Raw genomic sequence first — 22338 nt, forward strand, 5'->3', positions numbered from 1 at the left:
GACCAGAAATCAGCGCGCCAACTCCTCTCGCACGGCGGTGACTTGTCGGCGTGACACCGCCAGCAGTTCGGTCGATCCCTGCAGCCGCACCGCCCAGCCTTCGCCTTCCTCGGGGTCGTAGTGTTTCTCCAGCGCGCGCACTGCGCGGCGGGCCACAAGGGCGTTGCGGTGGATGCGCAAGAAGCGCGGCGCAAACTTGGTTTCCAGCTCGCTCAGCGAGCCGTCCATGATGTAGCTGCGGGTGGTGGTGCGTACGGTCACGTACTTTTGCTCGGCCTTGAAGTACAGCACCTCGGCCAGGGGCAGGCGTTCGGTGCGGCCCCGGTCTTGGATGAGCAGGGTTTCGCCTTCGGGCAGGCCGGGCGTGGCGCTGGGCCCTGCGGTGCGGCTGGTGCGCTGTACCTTGGCCAGGGCCTGCTGCAGCCGCTCGCGGCGCACGGGTTTGGTCAGGTAGTCCACGGCATCCAACTCAAACGCGCTCACCGCGTGGTCTGCGTGGGCCGTCACAAACACCACGGCCGGGGGCTGGGGCAGGGCCTGCAGCGCATGGGCCAGCGCCAGGCCGTCCTGGCCGGGCATGTGGATGTCCAGCAGCACCAGGTCGTACGCGCGCCCCCCCGTGGGGCCCAGCAGCGCCATGGTCTCGGCGGCGTTGGAGGCCTCGGCCACCGTGCAGCGCTGGATGTCCGAGCAGTCGGACAGCAGGGTGCGCAAGCGGCTGCGCGCCAGGGCTTCGTCGTCAACGATCAGGATGTTCATGGGGTTTGGAGGGGGTAGGTTCGGTTGGCGCGACCACGCCACGGCGGGAACTGCCGCGTGGGTTGCCACGCCCGCGCGGGGCCGTGCGCTGGCGGGAGGTGGGCGTGGGGTCGGCAGCGGGCAGGGTGATGCGCACCTGGTACAGCCCATCCTGCACGCCGGCGGTGAACTCGCCCTGCACGTCGTGTAGCAAGGCCAGCCGCGCGCGCACGTTGGCCAGTGCGATGCCATGGCCCCGGGTGCTGGGCTCGTCGTGCCTGCCGGGTTTGCCCTCTTTGGGGGGCAGAGTGTTGGTGATGCGCACGACCACGCGGTTGCCGCGCAGCTCGGTCAGCACGCGCAGCTTGCCGCCTCGGGCGCTGGGCTCCACGCCATGTTTGACGGCGTTTTCCACCAGCGGCTGCAGCAGCAGCGGGGGCAGGCGGGCGCTGTCGGTGCGCGGGTCCAGGTTCCACTGCACTTGCAGGCGGTTGCCAAAGCGCACTTGCTCAATGCCCAGGTAGCGGCGCGCCAGCGTGATCTCTTCGGCCAGAGTGGTGGACTCGCCTTGCTCGATGAGCGCGACCCGGAACAGGTCCGAGAGGTCTTCGAGCAGCGACTCGGCCTTGGCTGGTTCTTCGCGCACCAGCGCAATGGCGCTGTTGAGCGTGTTGAACAAAAAGTGCGGGCGGATGCGCGACTGCAGCTCCGTCAGGCGCGCGGTGGTGGCGGCCGGGGTGCGGCCCCGGGCGCGCAGCACCAGCGCGGCCACCAGCATGGCTGCCAGCAACGCGCCCGTGGCGGCGCTGGCCAGCCAGGGCGGCGATGCAGACAGGCCTACCAGCGCCAGCATGGCGCAGGCATAGGTACCGGCCACCGCACCCAGCAGCACCCCGGCGGCATACTGCTGCGCGGTGGGCAGGCGCTGCAGCACCGTCTTGAGGCTGCAGGCCGTGATCAGCCACACCAACGTGGCGGGCAGCGCACCGCCGGTCAGCAGCGCCAGGCTGGCCAGCCATTCGACGGGGCTGCTGGCGCCATACATGGCGCCCACGCCCACCACCACCTCCACAAACAGCACGGCCCGCAGCACCACACCGACCTGGCAGGCATCGAACACCAGGGCCCGCCCGCGTGGCGGTTGCCCGCCCGGCCCGGCGCCAGCGGCGGCCCGCACGCTGCGCGCAGGCCTGTCTGGCAGGGCGGAATCCGGCGGCGGGGGCTGGGTCGATAAAATTTGGGTGTTTTGCATTGCGGCATCCGGGCAGTCCGGGTGTCTGAACCACCGGATTATTGCCCTCCTTATGTCCAAAGCCCAAGCCACCAGCGCTGACTCTGCGCCGTCCCACAACCAGCTCGACACCAAGGCCCAGGCCTGGTCGGCGCTGTTTTCCGAGCCCATGAGCGACCTGGTCAAGCGCTACACCTCCAGCGTGTTCTTCGACAAGCGCTTGTGGCAGGCCGACATTGCGGGCAGCCTGGCGCACGCCGAAATGCTGGCCGCGCAGGGCATCATCAGCGCCGAAGACCACGCCTCCATCCAGCGCGGCATGGCGCAGATCACGCAGGAAATCGAATCCGGCGCTTTCGAGTGGAAGCTGGACCTGGAAGACGTGCACCTGAACATTGAAGCCCGCCTGACCCAACTGGTGGGCGACGCTGGCAAGCGCCTGCACACCGGCCGCAGCCGCAACGACCAGGTGGCCACCGACGTGCGCCTGTGGCTGCGCGGCGAGATCGACCTGATTGGCGACCTGCTCAAAGAACTGCAGGTGTCCCTGGTCAATGTGGCCGAGCAGAACGTCGAGGTGATCCTGCCCGGCTTCACCCACCTGCAGGTGGCCCAGCCCGTAAGCTTTGGCCACCACATGCTGGCCTACGTGGAGATGTTCAAGCGCGACGCCGAGCGCATGGCCGACGTGCGCCGCCGCACCAATGTGCTGCCCTTGGGCAGTGCGGCGCTGGCTGGCACCACCTACCCGCTGGACCGCGAGCGCGTGGCCAAAACCTTGGGCATGGTGGATGCGAACGGAACCCCCGTGGTCTGCCAGAACAGCCTGGACGCCGTGAGCGACCGCGACTTCGCCATCGAGTTCACCGCCGCCGCCAGTCTGTGCATGGTGCACGTGAGCCGCCTGTCTGAAGAACTCATCATCTGGATGAGCCAGAACTTCGGCTTCATCAAGATCGCCGACCGCTTCACCACCGGCTCGTCCATCATGCCGCAGAAGAAGAACCCCGACGTGCCTGAACTGGCGCGCGGCAAGACCGGTCGCGTGGTCGGCCACCTCATGGGCCTGATCACCCTGATGAAGGGCCAGCCCCTGGCCTACAACAAGGACAACCAGGAAGACAAGGAGCCGCTGTTCGACACCGTGGACACGCTCAAGGACACGCTGCGCATCTTTGCCGAGATGGTGGGTGGCCAGCTGAACCCCGCCACGGGCCAAAAGGAAGGCGGCATCACCGTCAACCCGCAGGCCATGGAGCAGGCCGCGCTCAAGGGCTACGCCACTGCCACCGACCTGGCCGACTACCTGGTCAAGAAGGGTCTGCCCTTCCGCGACGCGCACGAAACCGTGGCGCATGCGGTAAAGGCGGCCGCCACGCACGCATGTGACCTGTCGGAGCTGCCTTTGACGGTGCTGCAGAGTTTTCACCCGCAGATCGAAAAGGATGTGTACGAGTGCCTGAGCCTGCGTGGATCGCTCAATGCGCGCAATACGCTGGGCGGCACGGCTCCTGCGCAGGTGCATGCCCAGCTGGCGCGCCACCGCACCCGCCTGGCCTGAAGGTTGACGACAACCCCCCTGTGGCGCTGCGCGCCTTCACCCCTTCTCTCGCATTGCTGCGCAATGCGGGAAGGGGGACGCCGCCAGCGTGGCGGGGCGGCCCTTACGCGGCGGCCGCTGGCAGGGATCGTGCTAGTTTCAATGGCGTGTCGCCTATCAACGGATCTCAAAAACTGGAGCTTTTCATGACAACTTCTCGCCGCAGTCTGCTGTCTCGCCTTGTGCGCACTGGTGCCTTTGTGGGGGCGGCCTTGGCCGTGGGCCTGGCCTCGGCCCAGTCGCCCAAGCCCATCCGCCTGCTGGTGGGTTTTCCGCCCGGTGGTGGCACCGACGCTATCGCGCGCACGCTGTCCGAGAAGCTCAAGGATGAGCTGGGCCAGCCCGTCGTGGTCGAAAACCGCCCCGGCGCGGGCGGCCAGATCGCCGCGCAGGCGCTCAAGGCCTCGGTGCCCGATGGCACCACGCTGTTCCTCACGCACGACCACACCATCTCCATCCTGCCCCAGGTGGTGAAGAACCCCGGCTACGAACCCGCGCGCGACTTTGTGGCCGTGGGCGGTTTTGCCACCTTTGTGAATGCGTTTGCCGTCTCGGGCGGCACCCCCGCGAAGTCGTTCACCGAGTACGTGGGCTGGGTCAAGGCCTCTGGCGGTGGCAAAGGGGCGGTGGGCATTCCTGCCCCGGCGTCTACGCCGGAGTTCCTGGTCAAGCTGCTGGGCCAGAAGTACCAGCTGGATCTGGTTTCTGCACCCTACCGGGGCAGCGCGCCCATGATGGCTGACATGCTGGGCAACCAGATCAGTGCGGGGGTGGCTTCGGTGCAGGACTTCATGGAGAACCACAAGGCCGGCAAAGTGCGCGTGGTGGGCGTGCTGGGCACCAAGCGCCAGGCCGCCATGCCGGACGTGCCCACGTTCGACGAGATGGGTCTGAAGGGCTTTGAAGACCTTCCGTACTACGGCATCTACGCGCCCACCGGCACGCCGCAGAAGTTCATCACCGACTTCTCGAACGCGCTGGCCAAAGTGGTGGCCCAGCCCGATGTGCGCGAGCACCTCACCGCCATGGGCTTGACCGTGGGCTACATGTCGCCCCAGCAACTGGCCACGCGCGAGAAATCCTACACCGAGGCCTGGACGCGCATCATCAAGACCAGCGGGTTCGTGGCGCAGTAGTCAGTAGGGGGCGTCAGCGGCCTGCTGCCCCTGCCGGGGTGTGCCGTGGGGCGTTTGCCACAAGGGCCGCCCCACCGGCGAGGGCGTATGGGCTGAGGCTGACCCCACCAGCACACCGGGCGCTGGCTGCAGCGCGCAGACCATGGCACCATCCGGCACCTACCCCGGACCTCATTCATGCCCACCAGCCGCCTCCCTTCCAACTGGATCCATCACAGGTACCTGCCCCTGGCGGTTGGTGTTTGCAGCGGCGCACTGGCCGCATTGCTGGCCTGGGCGGTCATCGATATCTCGCACACCAAGGCGCGTGCCGAGATTGCAGCGCAAGCGCAAAGCCACCTGCTGCAGATTCGCGATCGCCTGGATCGGCAACTGCAAAGCACGCTGTCAGTGCCTGAAACGGTGTCCGCCTTCATCGCTGCGCAGGGCAGCATGTCGCCCGACATCTTTGCCACCGTGGTGGGCCGCCTGCTGGAGCACCAGCGCAACATCCGCAACCTGGCTTTGGCGCCCGACAACGTCATCAGCGATGTGTACCCGCGTGTGGGCAATGAGCGCGCGATTGGCCTGCGGTACCTGGACAACCCTCAGCAGCGTGGCGCGGTGGAGCGGGCCATTCAGACCCGCCGCACCGTCGTTGCGGGCCCCATCACGCTGGTGCAAGGGGGGCTGGGCATCATCAGCCGCACCCCGGTTTTTCTGGCCCACCCGCCAGGGCGTGCGCCCGTGGGCGGGCCGCGCTACTGGGGCATTGTGTCGTTGACCGTCAATGCCGACAGCCTGTTTGCCGATGTGGGACTGAACTCCGACCAGATGGGTTTTCAGGTGGCGGCACGCGGCCTGGATGCCATGGGGGCGCAGGGGGCGGTTTTCATCGGCCGGCCCCAGTTGTTCGACGAGGCCCCGGCCACGCTCGATGTGCCTTTGCCCGGTGGCGGCAGCTGGATTTTGGGCGCGGTGCCCACGGGCGGATGGGCGGCGGCAGGCCGTGCGCCCGCGCTGGTGGTGATGCTGGCCTACGCATTTGCGCTGCTATTGGGTCTGTTGAGTGCACGGTTGGTGCGTGCCCATCAACAGGTGCTGGCTCTGGCCAGCCACGACCGCCTGACGGGTCTGCCCAACCGGCGCCTGTTTGAAGACCGCTTGTCGCAGGCTGTTCTGACGGCCTACCGTGACCACCGCGCTGGCGCGCTGCTGCTGGTGGATCTGGATGGCTTCAAGGCCGTCAATGACAGCCTGGGGCACGGCAGTGGCGACCAGGTGCTGGTGCGTGTGGCCCAGCGCCTCGCTGGGCTGGCGCGCGCCAATGACACCGCCGCCCGGCTGGGCGGCGACGAGTTTGCGCTGGTGCTGAACGCCGTGGCATCCCCCGAAGCCGCCATGGAACTGGCCCACAAGGTGCTGGCGGCGCTGGTGGCGCCCATCGGCCTCGACAGTGGCCAGCACGTGCTGACCGGCGCGAGCATTGGGGTCGCCTTGTTCCAGGGGCCCGCCGTGGAGTCCATGCCAGCGCTCATAGACCGTGCCGACCGCGCTCTGTACACGAGCAAGCGCAGCGGCAAAGGGCTGGCCACGTTGGCCGAGGCCCCCGGAGCTGCTGAGTTGCCGCAGGGGCCTGCACAGCCCCTGCAGCCCCAGCAGCCATCGGCGTGATGTCTCGGTGACGAAGGCGAAGCCGCTGGACGGGTTTTGCGTGAAAAATCAAGCCAAAATGGCCGATAGCGCTTGTAAATAAAGCGCTGATAGCTATTATTTTGGGAGCATCATTGGGCGGAGCGTCTGCCGTCTCGCCCGCAACTACGTCACCGCATGGCCGTACGCTGCTGCTCCGCGCGCGATGCGCGGTGCGGCCAATCTTCACGCCAGCGTGCGCACCTTGGGCTCGCGGCCCCACTGGCGGGTCTGGGCGGCGGCGATGAAGCCCTGGGCGTCAGCCGGGTCCACCACGCCGGCATCGGGCTCAATGCCACCGGCTTGCAGGATGGCCTGGGTGCCCTTGCAGGCGGCAATGGCCTTCAGGTGGCCGAACGCGTCGCGGAACCAGTCCACGGCCGCCGCCTCTTTGGCCAGCTGCGCGCCCATGGCGGGCGACAGGACGGAGGCCACGGCGTCAAACACCACCGACGGCGTGCCCGCCAGCTGGCCGTCGGCGGGCAGCAGCGTGCCGTCTTTCAGCACGGCGCCGCCCACCTTGGGGGCCACGATCTTCACGGTGGCGCCGACTTTCTCCAGCGCCTTGCGTAGGTTGGCCACCGAGGTGCCGTTGGAGCCGTCGGCCACCAGAATGCCGATGCACCGGCCCTGCAGCGTGGGCTTCATGCGGTCGATGATGCGCAGCGCGGGCGACAGGGGCAGGTCCTGCACGGGCTCGGTGGTCGCAGGGGCGGGGGGCAGCGTCTGCAGGCCCAGACCATCGGCCACGCGCTGGGCGAGGTCCGGGTCCACATGCTGCAGATGGCCCACTGCAGCTTCGCGCACATGGGGTGTGCCCACCTTGGACAGCTCGAACACCAGCGCCGACGCCATGTGGGCTTGCTCCAGCGGGCTCTGGCTGCGGTAGAACATGCGCGCCTGGCTGTAGTGGTCGGCAAAACTCTCGGCGCGCACGCGGCCCTTCACACCGTCGTCGGCCTGCGCGAAGTGGCGGAAGCCTTGCGCCTGTGATGCGCGCGGCGTGTCAGCCAGCAGGCTGCTGGGCTCGTAGTTGACGCGGCCTTTTAGCGCCTGCACCTGCATCTGCATGTGGCCGTCGCGCTGCATGTTGTGGAACGGGCACTTGGGTGCGTTGATGGGGATCTGCGTGAAGTTGGGCCCGCCCAGGCGCGACAGCTGTGTGTCCAGGTACGAGAACAAGCGGCCTTGCAGCAGCGGGTCGTTGCTGAAGTCGATGCCCGGTGGCACGTTGGCGGGGCAAAAGGCCACCTGCTCGGTCTCGGCAAAAAAGTTGTCGGGCCAGCGGTTGAGCACCATGCGGCCGATGGGCTGCAGCGGCACCAGTTCTTCGGGGATGAGCTTGGTGGGGTCGAGATGGTCGAACGGGAAACGTTCGGCGTCCTGCTCAGTGAACAGCTGCACCGACAGCTCCCATTCGGGGAAGTCGCCCGCTTCGATGGCTTCGAATAGATCGCGCCGGTGAAAGTCGTTGTCGGCCGATTGCAGCTTGACGGCCTCGTCCCACACGGTGGACTGGATGCCCAGCTTAGGCCGCCAGTGGAACTTCACAAACGTGCTTTCGCCCGCCGCGTTCAGCAGGCGAAAGCTGTGCACGCCAAACCCTTCCATCATGCGCAGGCTGCGGGGGATGGTGCGGTCGCTCATGGCCCACATCACCATGTGCAGGGTTTCGGGCATCAGTGAGACAAAGTCCCAGAAGGTGTCGTGCGCGCTGGCCGCCTGCGGAAAGCCCCGGTCGGGCTCCATCTTCACGGCGTGCACCAGGTCCGGGAACTTCATCGCGTCCTGGATGAAGAACACCGGGATGTTGTTGCCCACCAGGTCCCAGTTGCCCTCGGGCGTGTAGAACTTGACGGCAAAGCCGCGCACGTCACGTGGCGTGTCCACCGAGCCCGCCCCACCGGCCACGGTGGAAAAGCGCGTGAACACCGGGGTGTGCCCGCCGATATCGGTCAGCACCTTGGCGGTGGTGTACTTCTTGAGCGAGTGCGTGAGTTCAAAGAAGCCATGGGCTGCCGTGCCCCGTGCATGCACGATGCGCTCGGGAATGCGTTCATGGTCAAAGTGCGTGATCTTCTCGCGCAGGATGAAGTCTTCGAGCAGCGTGGGGCCGCGCGGCGCAGTGCGCAGCGAGTTCTGGTTGTCGGCGACCGGGATGCCCTGCTGGGTGGTCAGCACGGGGTGTTTGCCGCCAGCCTGCTGCTGCAGCTCGCCCGCGTTGCCGCGAAAACTGTTGGACTGGGTGGATGAGGGCAGGGCAGGCGGCGATTTGTGGGCCGCGCTGCGCGAGGTAGGGGGTCGTGCCATGGGCGCTCCTGGGGGTGCGTGGGGTCAAGCGAAGCCACCATCTTTGGACGCCGAGCGTTCGTAGCGGGTAGGACATGGCCCCATTGGCGCGTCGTCGGGCGCGGGTGATGATGGCTTGCCCGGCCGATACGTAAGTGCTTGCAACACGCACCCGGGCGACATGGCACTTTGTTACGCTTGCCGGTTCCTTCGGAGGGGATCGCGTGAACGCAAAAAAATGGATGTTGGCCGCCAGCCTGTGTCTGGTGGCCTGGGGGGCCCAGGCCCTGCAGATCACCAGCTTCTCGCCCCAGGGCGAGGTGGCGCGCGTGCGCCAGGTGGTGGCCAAGTTCGATACCGCTGCGGTCAATTTTGGCGACCCCAAGGCGCCCGCGCCTATCAGCCTGAGCTGCAGCGATGCCAGCGTGACCAAGGGCACGGGCCGCTGGACTGGCGAGCGCGAGTGGGTGTTTGACTTCGAGCGCGACCTGCCGCCGGGCGTGCGTTGCACAGCCAGCGTCAAACCGGGCTTCAAATCGGCCGCTGGCGCAGAACTGACGGGCGCTAAAAGCTATCAGTTCAATAGCGGCGGACCGTTTGTGCAGAACCTCCGCCCCAACACCTACGAGCAGATCGACGAAGAGCAGTTCTTTGTGCTGTTTCTCAATGGCGCTGCCACCACGGCCAGCGTGCAGGCCAACGTGTGGTGTACGGCCGAAGGCGTGGGCGAGCGCATTCCCGTGCGTTTGATCGAGGGTGTCCAGCGCGCCGAAATCCTCAAGGGCCTGGGTTTGGAGAAAGACGCGGCACGCGATCCTCTGTCTTTTGCCACGCTGGCCTGCAACCGCCGGTTCACCTCGGGTTCGCGCATGCAGATCGTGTTCGGCAAAGGCGTGGCCACCCCCAGCGGGGTTGCCAACACGGTGGAAAAACGCTTCGACTTCAAGGTGCGCGAGCCGTTCTCGGCCGAGTTCAGCTGCGAGCGCGAAAACGCCCAGGCGGCCTGCCTGCCGATTCGCCCCATGATGTTGTCCTTCAATGCGCCCGTGCCGCGCAAGCTGGCGGCTGCCATCCGCCTCAAATCCGGCAAGGAAACCCTCAAGCCCCAGATCGATGGCGGTGCAGAGGGCGCACAGGCTGACGCCCTGGTCAACAGCCTGCAGTTCAGCGCCCCGTTGGCCGAGAACACGGCCTTCACCATCGAGCTGCCCAAGGACTTCAAGGACGCCTCGGGCCGCCCATTGCGCAATGCAGACAACTTCCCGCTCAAGGTGTCTACCGGCGGCATGCCGCCGCTGGCCAAGTTTGCGGCGGCGCCGTTTGGCATCGTCGAGCGTTTTGCCGAAGGCCCTGCGTCTGACAACCCGCCTGCGCTGCTGCCCGTGACGCTGCGTAACGTGGAGGCTGCCCTGCGTGTGCAGGGCCTGCAAGCGGGTGTTGCGACAGCCACCGCACCAGCGGGCAAGGTGAGCACCCTCAAGCCCCGCACCGACGCGGACATCATTGCTTGGTTCCGCAAGGTGCAGCGCTATGACAGCTATGTGGTGGATCGCAAGCAGGCGCGCCAGGACGTGACCGGCCCCCTGCCCAAGGTGCTCGACAACGACAAGGACTACGTGCAGTCGCGCATGCTGTCGCTGCTGGCGGGCAAGGGTGGCGTCAAGACGCTGGACCTGCCCAAGCCATCGAGCAACGACCCGCGCCCGTTCGAGGTGGTGGGCATTCCCCTCACACCCGGCTTCCATGTGGTGGAGATTGCGTCGCAAAAGCTCGGCGCGTCGCTGCTGGACGACCGCCATGGCGAAGACCGCACGATGTACGTGCGCACCTCGGCGCTGGTGACCAACCTGGGTGTGCATTTCAAGCTGGGCCGCGAAAACGCGATGGCCTGGGTGACCACGCTGGACAAAGGGCAGCCCGTGCAGGGCGCCACGGTGCGTGTGTCGGACTGCCGAGGCAATGAACTGGCGCAGGCCGTGACCGACGCACAGGGTATTGCCCGTGTGGAGGGCCTCTCGTCCGAGCCGCCCGGCTGCAATTCCAACTCTGAGGAGGATGGCGGTCAGTCCTACTTTGTGAGCGCACGCCACAAGGGCGTGGATGGCGTGGAGGACATGGCCTTCACCTGGAGCGACTGGCAGCGCGGCATCGAGCCCTGGCGCTTCAACGTGCCCACCAGCCGGACTCCATCGCCGGACGAGCGCGCCCACACCATTTTTGACCGCACGCTGTTTCGCGCTGGCGAAACCGTGTCGATGAAGCACCTGCTGCGCGCCGAAACGCGCCAGGGCTTTGCCCTGTCGAAGTCGCGCCCCGACACCCTCGTCATCACCCACCTGGGCAGCGGCCAGCAGTTCACCCAGCCACTGGCGTGGCGCGGCACGGCCACGGGGGGGCTCAGCGCGCAAAGTACCTTTGCCATCCCGCCCGCCGCCAAGCTGGGCGTGTACCAGGTCGAGCTGGGGGGCAATGGCACGGTGAATGGCAGCCTGGCGTCGGGCTCGTTCCGCGTGGAGGAGTTCCGCCTGCCGGTGCTGGAGGGGCGCATTGCCCCGGTCGAGAAAAAGGCGCTGGTGCGCGTACGTTCGGTGCCCACCGACGTGCAGATCAACTACGTGGCCGGTGGCGGTGCGGCCAACCTGCCGGTGCGTGTGTCGGCCCTGGTGCGCGGCAAGTCCCTGGAGTTCAGCGACTACGACACCTTCCGCTTCAGCCCGCCCCGCAAGCGCGAGCAGAGCAACGCCAACAGCGACGACGAAGAAGCCACCGCCAGCCAGGACGCGCGCGTGATCGCTGACAAGCTGCCGCTCACCCTCGACAAGAATGGTGCGGGCAAGGTCACCATCGACAACGTGCCCCAGGCCCGCCAGCCACAGGAGCTGCTGCTGGAGGCCACCTACGCCGACCCCAATGGCGAGGTGCAGACCATCCGCAGCACGCAGGCGCTGTGGCCCGCCGGTGTGGTGGCGGGCATCAAGACCGAAGGCTGGGTGTCTGCCCGCCAGAAGATCCGCTTCCAGGCGCTGGCGCTGCAACACAACGGCAAGCCCGCGGCCGACACCTCGCTGCAGGTGCAGGCCATGGCCCGCATCACCACCACCACGCGCAAGCGCATGGTGGGCGGCTTCTACAGCTACGACAACCAGACCGACACCAAGGACCTGGGCACGCTGTGTAGCGGCAAGAGTGACGCGCGCGGCCTGTTGCTGTGCGAATCCAAGCTCGACGAGGCGGGCGAGGTGGAGCTGGTGGTCACTGCCACCGACAAGGACGGCAACACCAGCGTGGCCGCGTCGTCGGTGTGGGTCACGCGCCAGGGCGAGCTGTGGTTTGGTGGCGAAGACCACGACCGTATCGATCTGCTGGCCGAGAAGAAGAGCTACCAGCCCGGCGAGACCGCCAAGTTCCAGGTGCGCATGCCGTTCCGCTTTGCCACGGCGCTGGTGGCGGTGGAGCGCGAAGGCATCATCGACACGCAGGTGGTGCAGCTCAACGGCCAGGACCCCACGGTGAGCCTGAAGGTGTTGCCCGATTGGGGCCCCAACGTGTACGTGAGCGTGCTGGCCCTGCGTGGCCGCTTGCGCGAGGTGCCGTGGTACAGCTTCTTCACCTGGGGCTTCAAGGCGCCGCGCGAGTGGTGGACCTCGTTCTGGTACGAAGGCAAGGAATACCAAGCGCCCACGGCGCTGGTGGATCTGTCCAAGCCCGCCTACCGCCTGGGTGTGGCCGAAATTCGTGTGGGCACGCAGGCCCACCAGATCGATGTGAAGGTGACGGCAGACAAGGAGAGCTACGCCGTGCGCGGCAAGGCGCAGGTCACCATCACCGCCACGCTGCCCGGTGGCAAGCCCGCTGCCAATGCCGAGGTGGCGCTGGCCGCTGTGGACCAGGCCCTGCTGGAGCTGATGCCCAACAACAGCTGGAACCTGCTCGAAGCCATGCTGCAGCGCCGCAGCTGGGGCGTGGAGACATCGACCGCACAGATGGAAATCATCGGCCGCCGCCACTACGGAAAAAAGGCCGTGCCCGCAGGCGGTGGTGGCGGCAAGGCGCAAACGCGCGAGCTGCTGGACACGCTGCTGCTGTGGGAGCCCGCCCTCAAGCTTGACGCCAACGGCCAGGCCAAGGTGACCGTGCCGCTCAACGATGCACTGACCACCTTCAAGATCGTGGCGGTGGCCGATGCGTCCACGGGCCTGTTCGGTACCGGCAGCACCAGCATCCGCGCCACGCAGGACCTGCAGATCATCAGCGGCCTGCCGCCGCTGGTGCGCGAGGACGACCAGTTCCGCGCGCAGATCACGCTGCGCAACACCACCAAGGCCGCCATGAAGGTGGAGGTGGCACCACGCGCCACGCTGCTGGACCTGAAGCCACAGACCATCGACATCCCGGCCGGAGAGGCGCGCGAGGTGGCTTGGGATGTGACGGCCCCCGCGCAGCTGGCGCAAACGCGCGCCGAGGCCATCCTGTGGGAGATCGAAGCCAAGGACCAGGTCAGCGGTGCCCGCGACGCCCTCAAGGCCCGCCAGCGCATCGTGCAGGCGGTGCCGCTGACGGTGCAGCAGGCCACGCTGGTGCAGGTGGACGGGAGCTACAACCTCGATGTGAACCCACCCGCTGACGCATTGCCCGGCCGGGGTGGCCTCAAGATGTCGCTGCAGCCCAAGCTGGCCGAAGGCCTGCCCGGCGTGCGCGACTGGTGGGCGCGCTACCCGTTTGCCTGCCTGGAGCAAAAGACCAGCAAGGCCGTGGGCCTGCGTGATGGCGCGCTGTGGCAGACCGTGGTGGCGCAGTTGCCCACCTACCTCGACAGCGATGGCTTGGCCAATTACTTCCCGCCACGCGATGGCGACGCCAACCGGGGCAGCGACACGCTCACGGCCTATGTGCTGGCCGCCACGCACGAAGCTGCCAGCATCAACCCCGCGTTTGCCCTGCCCGATGAAGCCCGCGCGCCCATGGAGCGTGGCCTGATCGCGTTTGTGGAAGGCCGAATCCAGCGCAGCTTCTGGAGCCCGCGCAAGGACCTGGACATGCGCAAGGTGGCGGCGCTCGAAGCGTTGTCGCGCTACGGCAAGGCGCAGGGCCGCATGGTGAGCAGCATCACCATCGCGCCCAACCAGTGGCCCACGCACACCGTGATCGACTGGGTCAACGTCTTAAAGCGCGTGGCCGATGTGCCCGAGCGCGACAAGCGCCTGGCCGAGGCGATGCAGATCCTGCGCGCGCGCCTGTCGTACCAGGGCACCAAGCTCATCTTCAGCACCGAGCAGGACGACTACTGGTGGTGGCTGATGCAAAACGGCGACGTGAACACCGCCCGCCTGATGCTGGCCGTGATGGACGACCCCACCTGGAAGGACGACATGGGCCGCCTGGCCAACGGCTTCATCAGCCGCCAGCAGGCAGGTGCCTGGCACACCACCACCGCCAACCTGTGGGGTGGTCTGGCGCTGGAAAAATTCAGCGCCAAGTTCGAGGCCACGCCGGTGTCGGGCACCACCAAGGCCAGCATGGGCGGCAACACCGCCAGTGTGGACTGGAGCAAGGTTGATCGCGTGAAGGCGTCGGACGCCACCGGCGCGCCCAACCAGATCACCTGGTTTGGTGCGCCTGCATCGCCGGGCAACCTCAAGAACAACGGCATGTTCCTGCCTTGGGCAAGTGCGGCAGGCAAGGCGGGCGGCAAGGAGCAACTGGCCGTCACGCACCAAGGCCCAGGCAAGCCCTGGCTCACGCTGCAGTCGGTGGCGGCCGTTGACCTCAAGGCGCCGTTCGCGGCGGGCTATGCGATCAAGAAGACCATCACGCCGGTGGAACAGGCCAACAAGTCGCTGCCTGCGGGCCAATACACGCGAGGCGATGTGCTGCGCGTGACGTTGGAGGTCAATGCCAGCGCCGATATGACCTGGGTGGCCATCACCGACCCCATCCCCGGCGGCGCCACCATCCTGGGCAGTGGTCTGGGCCGCGACTCCGAGATCGCCACGCAGGGCGAAAAGAAGAGCGGCGCAGGCTGGCCGGCATTCGAGGAGCGCAGCTTTGAATCCTTCCGCAGCTATTACGAGTACCTGCCCAAGGGCACGGTCAAGATGGAGTACACCGTGCGCCTGAACAACGCGGGTGACTTTGCGCTGCCGCCGAGCCGCGTCGAGGCCATGTATGCGCCCGAGGTGTTTGGCGAGTCGCCCAACGCGCGGGTGAAGGTGCAGGTGGCCAAATAAGCTGCAACACCACCATGCCCCGCCACGTCCACCGTCCACCCCAGGCCCGCACGCCATGAGCCTCAGCGTCTTTGTGGAGCTGCGGTTCTGGCTGCTGGTGGGGTTCTCGCTGGTGCTGCCGGTGGGCATCTATGCGCTGCTGCTGGTCACCCGGTCGATCTCGCGCTGGGCGGTGCTGGGGTTTGGGGTGGCGCTGGTGTTCATTGCGGGCGTGGATGTGTATCTGTTGCAGTCCATTGCCGCGCAGGCCAAGAGCACGCCGTCGCTGGCCGATGATGCGTGGTTCAGTTCCGAGCTGACGATTGCGCTGTACCTGCTGCCGGTGGTGTTCGGCGGCATCGGGGTCAACCTGATCTCGCACGTGCTGCTGCGCCACCTGACCGAGGCCGAGGGGCGGTTTGATCGTGAGCACTCCGATCGCTGAGTCGTTAGGGGCTTACGATGCTCCGATCCCTTCGTTTTCAGAAAGTCAACCCGCCATGATCCTGGGTCTCGCTGCCAACCGCCTGCACCACCTCACCGAAGATGCGGCGCTCTTTTCCTGGCTGCGCGCCTGCGAGGCTGGCATCCGGGAACTTCAGCTGGGGCTGCACGCCGTGGGCCGTACGCACGATGCCATCGTCGCTGCGGGCATGCTTCAGGGGTACCGCCCGCTGGTGCGCTACCCCTACGGGCGAGAAGGTGGGTTGATGAAAGTGGTGGCAGAGGTGGTGGGCATGGGGGAGGGGCGCACGCTCGATGGCGCGATTTACCTCACCGACCCCGTGGACCCTTCTTCCATATTCCCTGAGGCGCTGGCCCTCAAGCGGCAGTGTGTGATCCATGGCAAGCCGTTTCTCTCCACCGTTGCCAGCGCACGCGACTGGATCGAGATGGAGCGTATCCACGCCGGGCTGCCGCGCGACCCGCAGGCCGACCGGTTTTATGACCACGGCACCCAGACGTTGGCCCTGATTGCGCACGACGCGTGCAAGCAGGCCATGCTCGACTTCGCCGATCACAACTTTGATGTGCTGTCGCAGTTTCGCCACCGGGTGGCCACCGGCACCACGGGCCAGCGACTGAACGCCCTGGCGTGGAGCAAGGGCTGGCCTGAGGGGCAGCCGTGGGTGCAGCGTTTTAACAGCGGGCCGCTGGGGGGCGATGCGCAGATTGCCGACCTGGTGCTGGAGCGCCGCTGTCACCGCGCCGTTTTTTTTGAGGACCCGCATGTGGCGCGCCAGCACGAGGCCGACATCCAGCTGCTAGAGCGCGCCGTGACCACCACCACGCACGATGCGGTGTGCGTCACCGTGCCAGCCTTGGCGCAGCGTTGGTGCGACGCCGTGCGCCTGCGCGCAGCGCGCTGATGGCACTTTCATTTCTGTGCGTTTGTGTTCCTTCCCTTCGCTTTCTTCTTCACCTTGCGCATGCGCACACAGGCCGCCGCTTTGGTGCTGGCGGCCTGCGCCTCGGGCGCTTGGGCCATTCCCATGTTTGACGAGGTGCGCGCGGACTTCAAGCCCTCGGACACCCTGATCCTCTCGCGCGAAGGCGAAGTGTTGCAGCGCCTGCGCACCGATGTCACGGTGCGGCGCGGCCAGTGGGTGCCGCTGGCCGATGTGTCGCCCGCGCTGCGCCAGGCGCTGGTGCTGAGCGAGGACAAGCGTTTTTTTGAACACAGCGGCGTGGACTGGCGTGCTGCGTCGGCCGCAGCCTGGGGCAACTTGTGGAACCAGCGCACGCGCGGGGCCAGCACCATCACCATGCAGCTCGCGGGCCTGCTTGACGGGGACTGGCGCCAGGGACCGGGGGGCCGCACCGTGGTGCAAAAGTTGGGCCAGACGGTGGCGGCCCAGGTGCTGGACCGGCGCTGGCGCAAGGACCAGATCCTGGAGTCCTACCTCAACCTCGTGCCGTTTCGCAGCGAGCTGGTGGGCATTGATGCCCTGAGCCGCACCTTGTTTGGCAAGGCGCCCCATGGTCTGGACGACCGCGAGGCCGCGGTGGCCGCAGCCCTGGTGCGTGCGCCCAATGCCCGGCCTGCGCTGGTGGCGCAGCGCGCCTGCGGGGTGCTGCGCGACATGCAGCAGCGCCCCGGTGCCAAGGCGGTGCGTGTGGACTGTGATGCGCTGGACCTGTTCACCACCGCCGCGCTGCAGCGCCGCGCGTTCGACGCGAGTGAAGGCGTGGCGCCACACTTTGCGCGTTACCTGCTGCGCCAGCGCTTCAAGGATGGGGCGGTGCCCGAACGGGTGACCAGCACGCTGCGCGCGCCGTTGCAGCGGTTTTCCATGCAGAGCCTGCAGCAGCACCTGCGCGAGCTGCGCGGGCGCCATGTGGAAGACGGCGCGGTGCTGGTGCTGGACAACGCCACGGGCGCCGTGCTGGCCTGGGTGGGGTCATCCGGCCAGCTCAGCCAGGCCAGCGAGGTAGATGGGGTGCTGGCGCTGCGCCAGCCGGGCTCCACGCTCAAGCCGTTCTTGTACGCCCAGGCGATTGCAGAAAGGCGGCTCACGGCAGCGTCGCTGGTGGAGGACTCACCCGCGCAGATCACCACGGCTGGGGGGCTCTACATTCCGCAGAACTACGACCGCCAGTTCAAGGGCTGGGTGTCGGTGCGCACGGCGCTGGCGGCGTCGCTCAACGTGCCGGCGGTGCGCACGCTGGTCATGGTCACGCCCGACGCGTTCCACCGCCAGCTTGGCGCTGTGGGTTTGCCGCTGCGCGAGAGTGGCGACTACTTTGGCTATAGCCTGGCACTGGGCAGCCCCGAGGTGCCGCTGCTGCACCTGACCAATGCCTACCGCACGCTCGCCAACGGCGGGCGGGCCAGTCCTGTTGCAGGTACGCTGGCCAACGGTGGGCGGCTGAGCGCCGTGGCGCTGGCCGATGCCAAACCCCGCTTCACTCCCGCCATCGACGCGCACGCCGCCTTCGTCGTGGGCGACATCCTGTCGGACGGCAATGCACGCGCACGCACGTTTGGCACCGACAGCGTGCTGGCCACGCGCTTCTGGTCGGCCGTGAAAACCGGCACCAGCAAGGACATGCGCGACAACTGGGCCGTGGGCTGGTCCGAGCGCTACACCGTGGGCGTGTGGGTGGGCAACGCCAGTGGCGCTGCGATGCACGAGGTCAGCGGTACCAGCGGCGCAGCGCCCATCTGGGCGGCGGTGATGGGTTTTTTGCATGCCCGCGAGCCCAGCAGGGCGCCCAAGGCCCCTGCGGGCCTGGCGCGCGCGGCGGTGCGCTTTGGCCCGGGGCCGCTGACCTCCGCAGGCAGCCCCCAGCCGCTGGAGGCCGCGCGCGACGAATGGTTTGTACCCGGCACGCAACAGGTTTTGTTTGCTATTGATTCAATAGCTGCTGAGCCATACTTTACGGGCACATTTGACCAAAAAACCTCTAAAAATTCTGCATACACACCCGCACCGCTTGCAGCGGGTGCTCCGGCTCGCATCACTGCCCCTGCATCCGGTACGGTGATTGCGCTGGACCCGGACATCCCGCCCACACGCCAGCGCCTGCAGTTCACCGCCACGGGCGACGCGGTGCAGTGGCGGCTGGACGGCAAACCCTTGGGCCGTGGACACCGGGTGGCGTGGCTGCCCTGGCCTGGGCGGCATGTGGTGCAGATCACCAACGCGCAGGGCAAGGTGCTGGACGAGGTGCGGCTGGAGGTGCGTGGCGCCGGTGTGGTGGCCGCGCCCGCCCGGGCTGGTGCGCATTGACGGTGGCCAATCCGAGGAATACGGTGTGAATTCGGGCTAAGTCCCGGTTAAGGCGGTTGTTTAAAATAGTCGCAAACTATCCCTATGCCCTCGCTTCGCCAGTTTCTCTCTCACCGCCTGATCTGGCTGGCCTTGCTGGTGGCTCTGGGTATTGGAGCGTTGTTTGCCCGCACCATCTGGACCATTCGCAACGACGAGTGGAGCTACGCGGTGCAGACCAATGCCAACCTAGCCCGCACCCTGGAGCAGGGCTTGGCGTGGTCGCTGGACTCGTTCGACAAATCCCTGGAGGGCGTGGCCCGCGAGGTGGCGCGGCCCGAGGTGTGGGCATTGCCTCCCGACCTGCGCTCGCGGGTTGTGTTTGACAACTCCCTGCGCGCACGCGGCGCGGGCGATGTGCTGGTGCTGGACGCGCAGGGTAGCGTCATTCTGGACTCTGGAACCCTGACCCCCCGCCGCGCCAATTTTGCCGACCGCGACTACTTTCTGGCGTTCCGCGACCGGGGTGAAAGCGGGCTGTTCTTTGGCAAACCCGTGCCTTCACGGGTGACGGGCCTGAACATCCTGCCCATCTCGCGTGCGTACTTCAATGCAGACGGCAGTTTTGCCGGGGTGGTGGTGGGTGCCATCCGCCTGAGCTATTTCAACGAGCTGTTTGGCTCGCTGGACCTGGGGTCCAACAGCGGGATCAACATGTTCCGGCAGGACGGGGTGGTGATCTCCCGTTTTCCGTATGGTGATGCCGATGTGGGCAAAACCATTGCCGGCTCCTCCAACCTGCTGCGCTTTCAGACGGAGGGAACAGGTTCGTTTGTGGGCAAGGCTGCGCTGGACGGCGTGGAGCGCCTGTACTCGTTCCGGCCCGTGGGCAACTACCCTCTGATCTTGAACGTGGCCCAATCTGCCGACACCATCTTGGCCAAATGGAGGAGCAGCGCCTGGGGGCTGGGCGGGTTTGCGGTGCTGCTGATGTTGGGTTGCCTGGGGCTGGCCCTGCTGTTCGTGCGGGAGCTGGTGCTGCGCCAGCAGGTTTCGGTGCGCTTGGCCGAGGCCGAGCACGACCTGCGCACCACCCTCGACAACGTGCCCTCGATGATTGCCTATTGGGATGCCAATATGCGCAACCGCTTTGCCAACCGTGCGGTGTTGGAGGAGTTCGGCACCTACCCGGTACCGGTGCACGGTCGGCACATCAGCGAACTGCTCGGCGAAACCCGCTACGCCGCCAGCAAGCCTTACTACGATCTGGCTTTGTCAGGGGCGCCGCAGCGCTTTGAGCGCACGGACAAGGACCCGCAGGGCCTGCCGCGGCACAGCATCGTCTCCTACCAGCCCGACGCTGACCCCAGCGGCGTGGTCACCGGGCTCTTCGTGCAGGTGACGGACATCACCGAGCGCAAGCGCATGGAGGACGAGTTGTTCGACGAGAAAGAGCGCGTGCGCCTGACGCTGCAGGCCATTGGCGACGCCGTGGTCTGCTCGGACGCCAAGGGCATGGTGACCTACCTCAACCCCGTGGCAGAGCGCCTGACCGGCTGGCAGGCTTTTGACGCCGCAGGCCACAACGTGGATGAGGTGGTGAGCCTGCGAAGCCCCCACAACGACATGCCCTTGGCCAACACGCTGCGCACGGCCATCCTCAAGGACGTGGCGACAGACCCCGTGCGTGGTGTGCTGGTGCACCGCACCAGCGGCCAGCGCTTCCAGGTCGAGGAGACCGCCAGCCCCATCAACGACCGCCATGGGGTCGTGACCGGTGCCGTGGCGGTGCTGCGCGACGTGACCGAGGCTGTGGCCATGGCCGAGCGCATGGCCCACCTGGCCCAGTACGACGCACTCACCGACCTGCCCAACCGCGTGCTTCTGCAAGACCGCGCCCAACTGGCCATGGCCCAGGCGCGGCGCGACAGCAAGTCGCTGGCGGTGATGTACCTGGACCTCGATGGCTTCAAGGAGGTCAACGACCGCCTGGGCCACGACGTGGGGGACATCCTGCTGGTGCAGTTTGCCCAGCGCCTGCAGGCGGCGGTGCGCGCGTCCGACACGGTGTGCCGACAAGGGGGCGATGAGTTTGTGGTGTTGCTGCCTGGGCTGGACGGGGTGGAGCCTGCCTGCCTTGTGGCACGCAAGATCCTGGCGGCCTGTGATGCAGCGTTTGATCTGGCCGGGCAACCGGCGCGGGTGGGTGTCAGCGGTGGTATTGCGCTGTTCCCTCAGCACGGCAGCACGATCGATGAGCTGTCGCGCCATGCCGACGGCGCTATGTATGCGGCCAAGCGCAGTGGGCGCATGCGCTTCATGCTCTACCGGGGCCCCGATGCCGAGCCCGAGGTGGTGTTGCCCGGGCCCACCCTGGCGGCCACAGCCCAATAGGTCATCCGCAGACGTCTGGGCGTTTGGGTGTTGGCGCGGTGGGCCCCTGTGCCCGTCCGCTGGAAATTTGTTGCAAGCCGCCGAAAAAATTTTGATGGCTGGCCCCCGCGCCACCGCCTACCATTCGCCGCATCCCTCATTCTGGAGAGCCTGCGTGCCCAATCTGTCCAAAATCACCTGCATCGAAGACCTGCGTGTCATTGCCCAGCGCCGCGTGCCGCGCATGTTTTATGACTACGCCGATTCGGGCTCGTACACCGAGGGCACCTACCGTTCCAACGAAAGCGACTTCCAGCGCATCAAGCTGCGCCAGCGCGTGGCCGTGAACATGGAAGGCCGCACCACCCGGACAACCATGGTCGGCCAGGACGTGGCCATGCCTGTGGCCATTGCGCCCACCGGCCTCACCGGCATGCAGCATGCCGACGGCGAGATCCTGGGCGCCAAGGCGGCCAAGGCGTTCGGCATTCCGTTCACGCTCTCGACCATGAGCATCTGCTCCATCGAAGACGTGGCCCAGCACACGGGCAACCACCCGTTCTGGTTTCAGGTGTATGTGATGCGCGACCGCGACTTCATCGAGCGCCTGATCGACCGCGCCAAGGCTGCCAACTGCTCGGCGCTGCAGCTCACGCTGGACCTGCAGATCCTGGGCCAGCGCCACAAGGACATCAAGAACGGCCTGTCGGCCCCACCCAAGCCCACCATCGCCAACCTCATCAACCTGGCCACCAAGCCGCGTTGGTGCCTGGGCATGCTGGGCACCCCGCGTCGCTCGTTCGGCAACATCGTGGGCCATGCCAAGGGCGTGGGGGACCTTTCGTCGCTGTCGTCGTGGACGGCCGAGCAGTTCGACCCGCAGCTCAACTGGGGCGATGTGGAATGGATCAAAAAGCGCTGGGGCGGCAAGCTGATCCTGAAGGGCATCATGGACGCCGAGGACGCACGCCTGGCGGTCAACAGCGGCGCTGATGCGCTCATCGTCAGCAACCACGGCGGGCGCCAGCTCGATGGCGCGCCATCCTCCATCGCCGCGCTGCCGGGCATCGCCGCAGCGGCGGGCAAAGACATTGAGGTGTGGATGGACGGCGGCATCCGCAGCGGGCAAGACGTGCTCAAGGCCCGCGCGTTGGGCGCGCAGGGCACGCTGATTGGCCGCAGTTTCTTGTATGGCCTGGGCGCCTATGGCGAGGCGGGCGTGACACGTGCGCTGCAGATCATCCAGAAAGAGCTGGACATCACCATGGCGTTCTGTGGCCACACCAACATCAACAACGTGGACCAGTCCATTCTGTTGCCAGGCACGTATCCGACCTGAGTCTTTCAGACCTGTCCCCGAGAAGGCCGCGCTGCGGCCTTC

12 protein-coding genes are annotated in these 22338 nt (G+C 66.8%); 9 read left to right on the forward strand and 3 right to left on the reverse strand.

The features are described 5' to 3' along the window. Positions 1-9: 9 nt before the first annotated feature. Positions 10-759 (reverse strand): LytR/AlgR family response regulator transcription factor, encoded by a 750-nt coding sequence (locus tag OIN59_RS06500; protein ID WP_274108313.1) that lies wholly within the window; start codon positions 757-759, stop codon positions 10-12. Beyond that, the gene (locus tag OIN59_RS06505) at positions 740-1990 is read right to left on the reverse strand and encodes a sensor histidine kinase (protein WP_274108315.1); all 1251 of its coding nucleotides are present in this window, start codon (positions 1988-1990) and stop codon (positions 740-742) included. The genes OIN59_RS06500 and OIN59_RS06505 overlap by 20 nt, the downstream gene beginning before the upstream one ends. 52 nt (positions 1991-2042) lie before the next feature. On the opposite strand from OIN59_RS06505, the gene argH reads away from it, so the two are divergent. The 3 genes from argH (at position 2043) to OIN59_RS06520 (ending at position 6358) form a co-directional block, all read left to right on the forward strand. Beyond that, on the forward strand, positions 2043-3530 hold the full coding sequence (gene argH, locus OIN59_RS06510; protein WP_274108317.1) for an argininosuccinate lyase: 1488 nt from the start codon (positions 2043-2045) through the stop codon (positions 3528-3530). A 185-nt stretch (positions 3531-3715) separates the two neighbouring features. Further along, a complete protein-coding gene (locus tag OIN59_RS06515; protein ID WP_274108319.1) occupies positions 3716-4705 on the forward strand; it encodes a Bug family tripartite tricarboxylate transporter substrate binding protein in 990 nt (329 codons plus the stop codon). A 177-nt stretch (positions 4706-4882) separates the two neighbouring features. Next, positions 4883-6358 carry a diguanylate cyclase domain-containing protein gene (locus OIN59_RS06520; protein WP_274108321.1) on the forward strand — a complete coding sequence of 492 codons (1476 nt, stop codon included), beginning with the start codon at positions 4883-4885 and terminating at the stop codon, positions 6356-6358. 204 nt (positions 6359-6562) lie between these two features. Here OIN59_RS06520 and OIN59_RS06525 read toward each other — a convergent pair whose 3' ends face one another. Continuing rightward, positions 6563-8686, reverse strand: a complete 2124-nt coding sequence (locus OIN59_RS06525; protein WP_274108323.1) for a catalase — start codon at positions 8684-8686, stop codon at positions 6563-6565. Positions 8687-8907: 221 nt separating this feature from the next. Between OIN59_RS06525 and OIN59_RS06530 the strand changes: the two genes are divergently transcribed. The 6 genes from OIN59_RS06530 (at position 8908) to OIN59_RS06555 (ending at position 22296) form a co-directional block, all read left to right on the forward strand. Then, complete coding sequence (locus tag OIN59_RS06530; protein ID WP_274109050.1) at positions 8908-14892, forward strand: alpha-2-macroglobulin family protein; 5985 nt, start codon at positions 8908-8910, stop codon at positions 14890-14892. 55 nt (positions 14893-14947) lie between these two features. Then, positions 14948-15316 (forward strand): hypothetical protein, encoded by a 369-nt coding sequence (locus OIN59_RS06535; protein WP_274108325.1) that lies wholly within the window; start codon positions 14948-14950, stop codon positions 15314-15316. A gap of 55 nt (positions 15317-15371) precedes the next feature. Then, the gene (locus tag OIN59_RS06540) at positions 15372-16241 is read left to right on the forward strand and encodes a methylglyoxal synthase (protein WP_274108327.1); all 870 of its coding nucleotides are present in this window, start codon (positions 15372-15374) and stop codon (positions 16239-16241) included. Between the two features lie 60 nt (positions 16242-16301). After that, positions 16302-18605: a penicillin-binding protein 1C gene (gene pbpC / locus OIN59_RS06545; RefSeq protein WP_274108329.1), complete on the forward strand. Its 2304-nt coding sequence runs from the start codon at positions 16302-16304 to the stop codon at positions 18603-18605. 84 nt (positions 18606-18689) lie between these two features. Next, a complete protein-coding gene (locus tag OIN59_RS06550; protein ID WP_274108331.1) occupies positions 18690-20978 on the forward strand; it encodes a sensor domain-containing diguanylate cyclase in 2289 nt (762 codons plus the stop codon). Between the two features lie 154 nt (positions 20979-21132). Next, entirely contained in the window at positions 21133-22296 is a 1164-nt protein-coding gene (locus OIN59_RS06555) for an alpha-hydroxy acid oxidase (protein WP_274108333.1), read from the forward strand. Positions 22297-22338 lie beyond the last annotated feature (42 nt).

It is taken from the genome of Acidovorax benzenivorans, assembly GCF_028680575.1.
In the GTDB taxonomy this organism is placed as follows: domain Bacteria; phylum Pseudomonadota; class Gammaproteobacteria; order Burkholderiales; family Burkholderiaceae_C; genus Acidovorax; species Acidovorax benzenivorans.

What these genes read in the sequence shown, in the direction of transcription:
- OIN59_RS06500 (WP_274108313.1), bottom strand. Translation starts at nt 759, where the DNA reads ATGAACATCCTGATCGTTGACGACGAAGCCCTGGCGCGCAGCCGCTTG.
- OIN59_RS06505 (WP_274108315.1), bottom strand. Translation starts at nt 1,990, where the DNA reads ATGCAAAACACCCAAATTTTATCGACCCAGCCCCCGCCGCCGGATTCC.
- argH (WP_274108317.1), top strand. Translation starts at nt 2,043, where the DNA reads ATGTCCAAAGCCCAAGCCACCAGCGCTGACTCTGCGCCGTCCCACAAC.
- OIN59_RS06515 (WP_274108319.1), top strand. Translation starts at nt 3,716, where the DNA reads ATGACAACTTCTCGCCGCAGTCTGCTGTCTCGCCTTGTGCGCACTGGT.
- OIN59_RS06520 (WP_274108321.1), top strand. Translation starts at nt 4,883, where the DNA reads ATGCCCACCAGCCGCCTCCCTTCCAACTGGATCCATCACAGGTACCTG.
- OIN59_RS06525 (WP_274108323.1), bottom strand. Translation starts at nt 8,686, where the DNA reads ATGGCACGACCCCCTACCTCGCGCAGCGCGGCCCACAAATCGCCGCCT.
- OIN59_RS06530 (WP_274109050.1), top strand. Translation starts at nt 8,908, where the DNA reads ATGTTGGCCGCCAGCCTGTGTCTGGTGGCCTGGGGGGCCCAGGCCCTG.
- OIN59_RS06535 (WP_274108325.1), top strand. Translation starts at nt 14,948, where the DNA reads ATGAGCCTCAGCGTCTTTGTGGAGCTGCGGTTCTGGCTGCTGGTGGGG.
- OIN59_RS06540 (WP_274108327.1), top strand. Translation starts at nt 15,372, where the DNA reads ATGATCCTGGGTCTCGCTGCCAACCGCCTGCACCACCTCACCGAAGAT.
- pbpC (WP_274108329.1), top strand. Translation starts at nt 16,302, where the DNA reads ATGCGCACACAGGCCGCCGCTTTGGTGCTGGCGGCCTGCGCCTCGGGC.
- OIN59_RS06550 (WP_274108331.1), top strand. Translation starts at nt 18,690, where the DNA reads ATGCCCTCGCTTCGCCAGTTTCTCTCTCACCGCCTGATCTGGCTGGCC.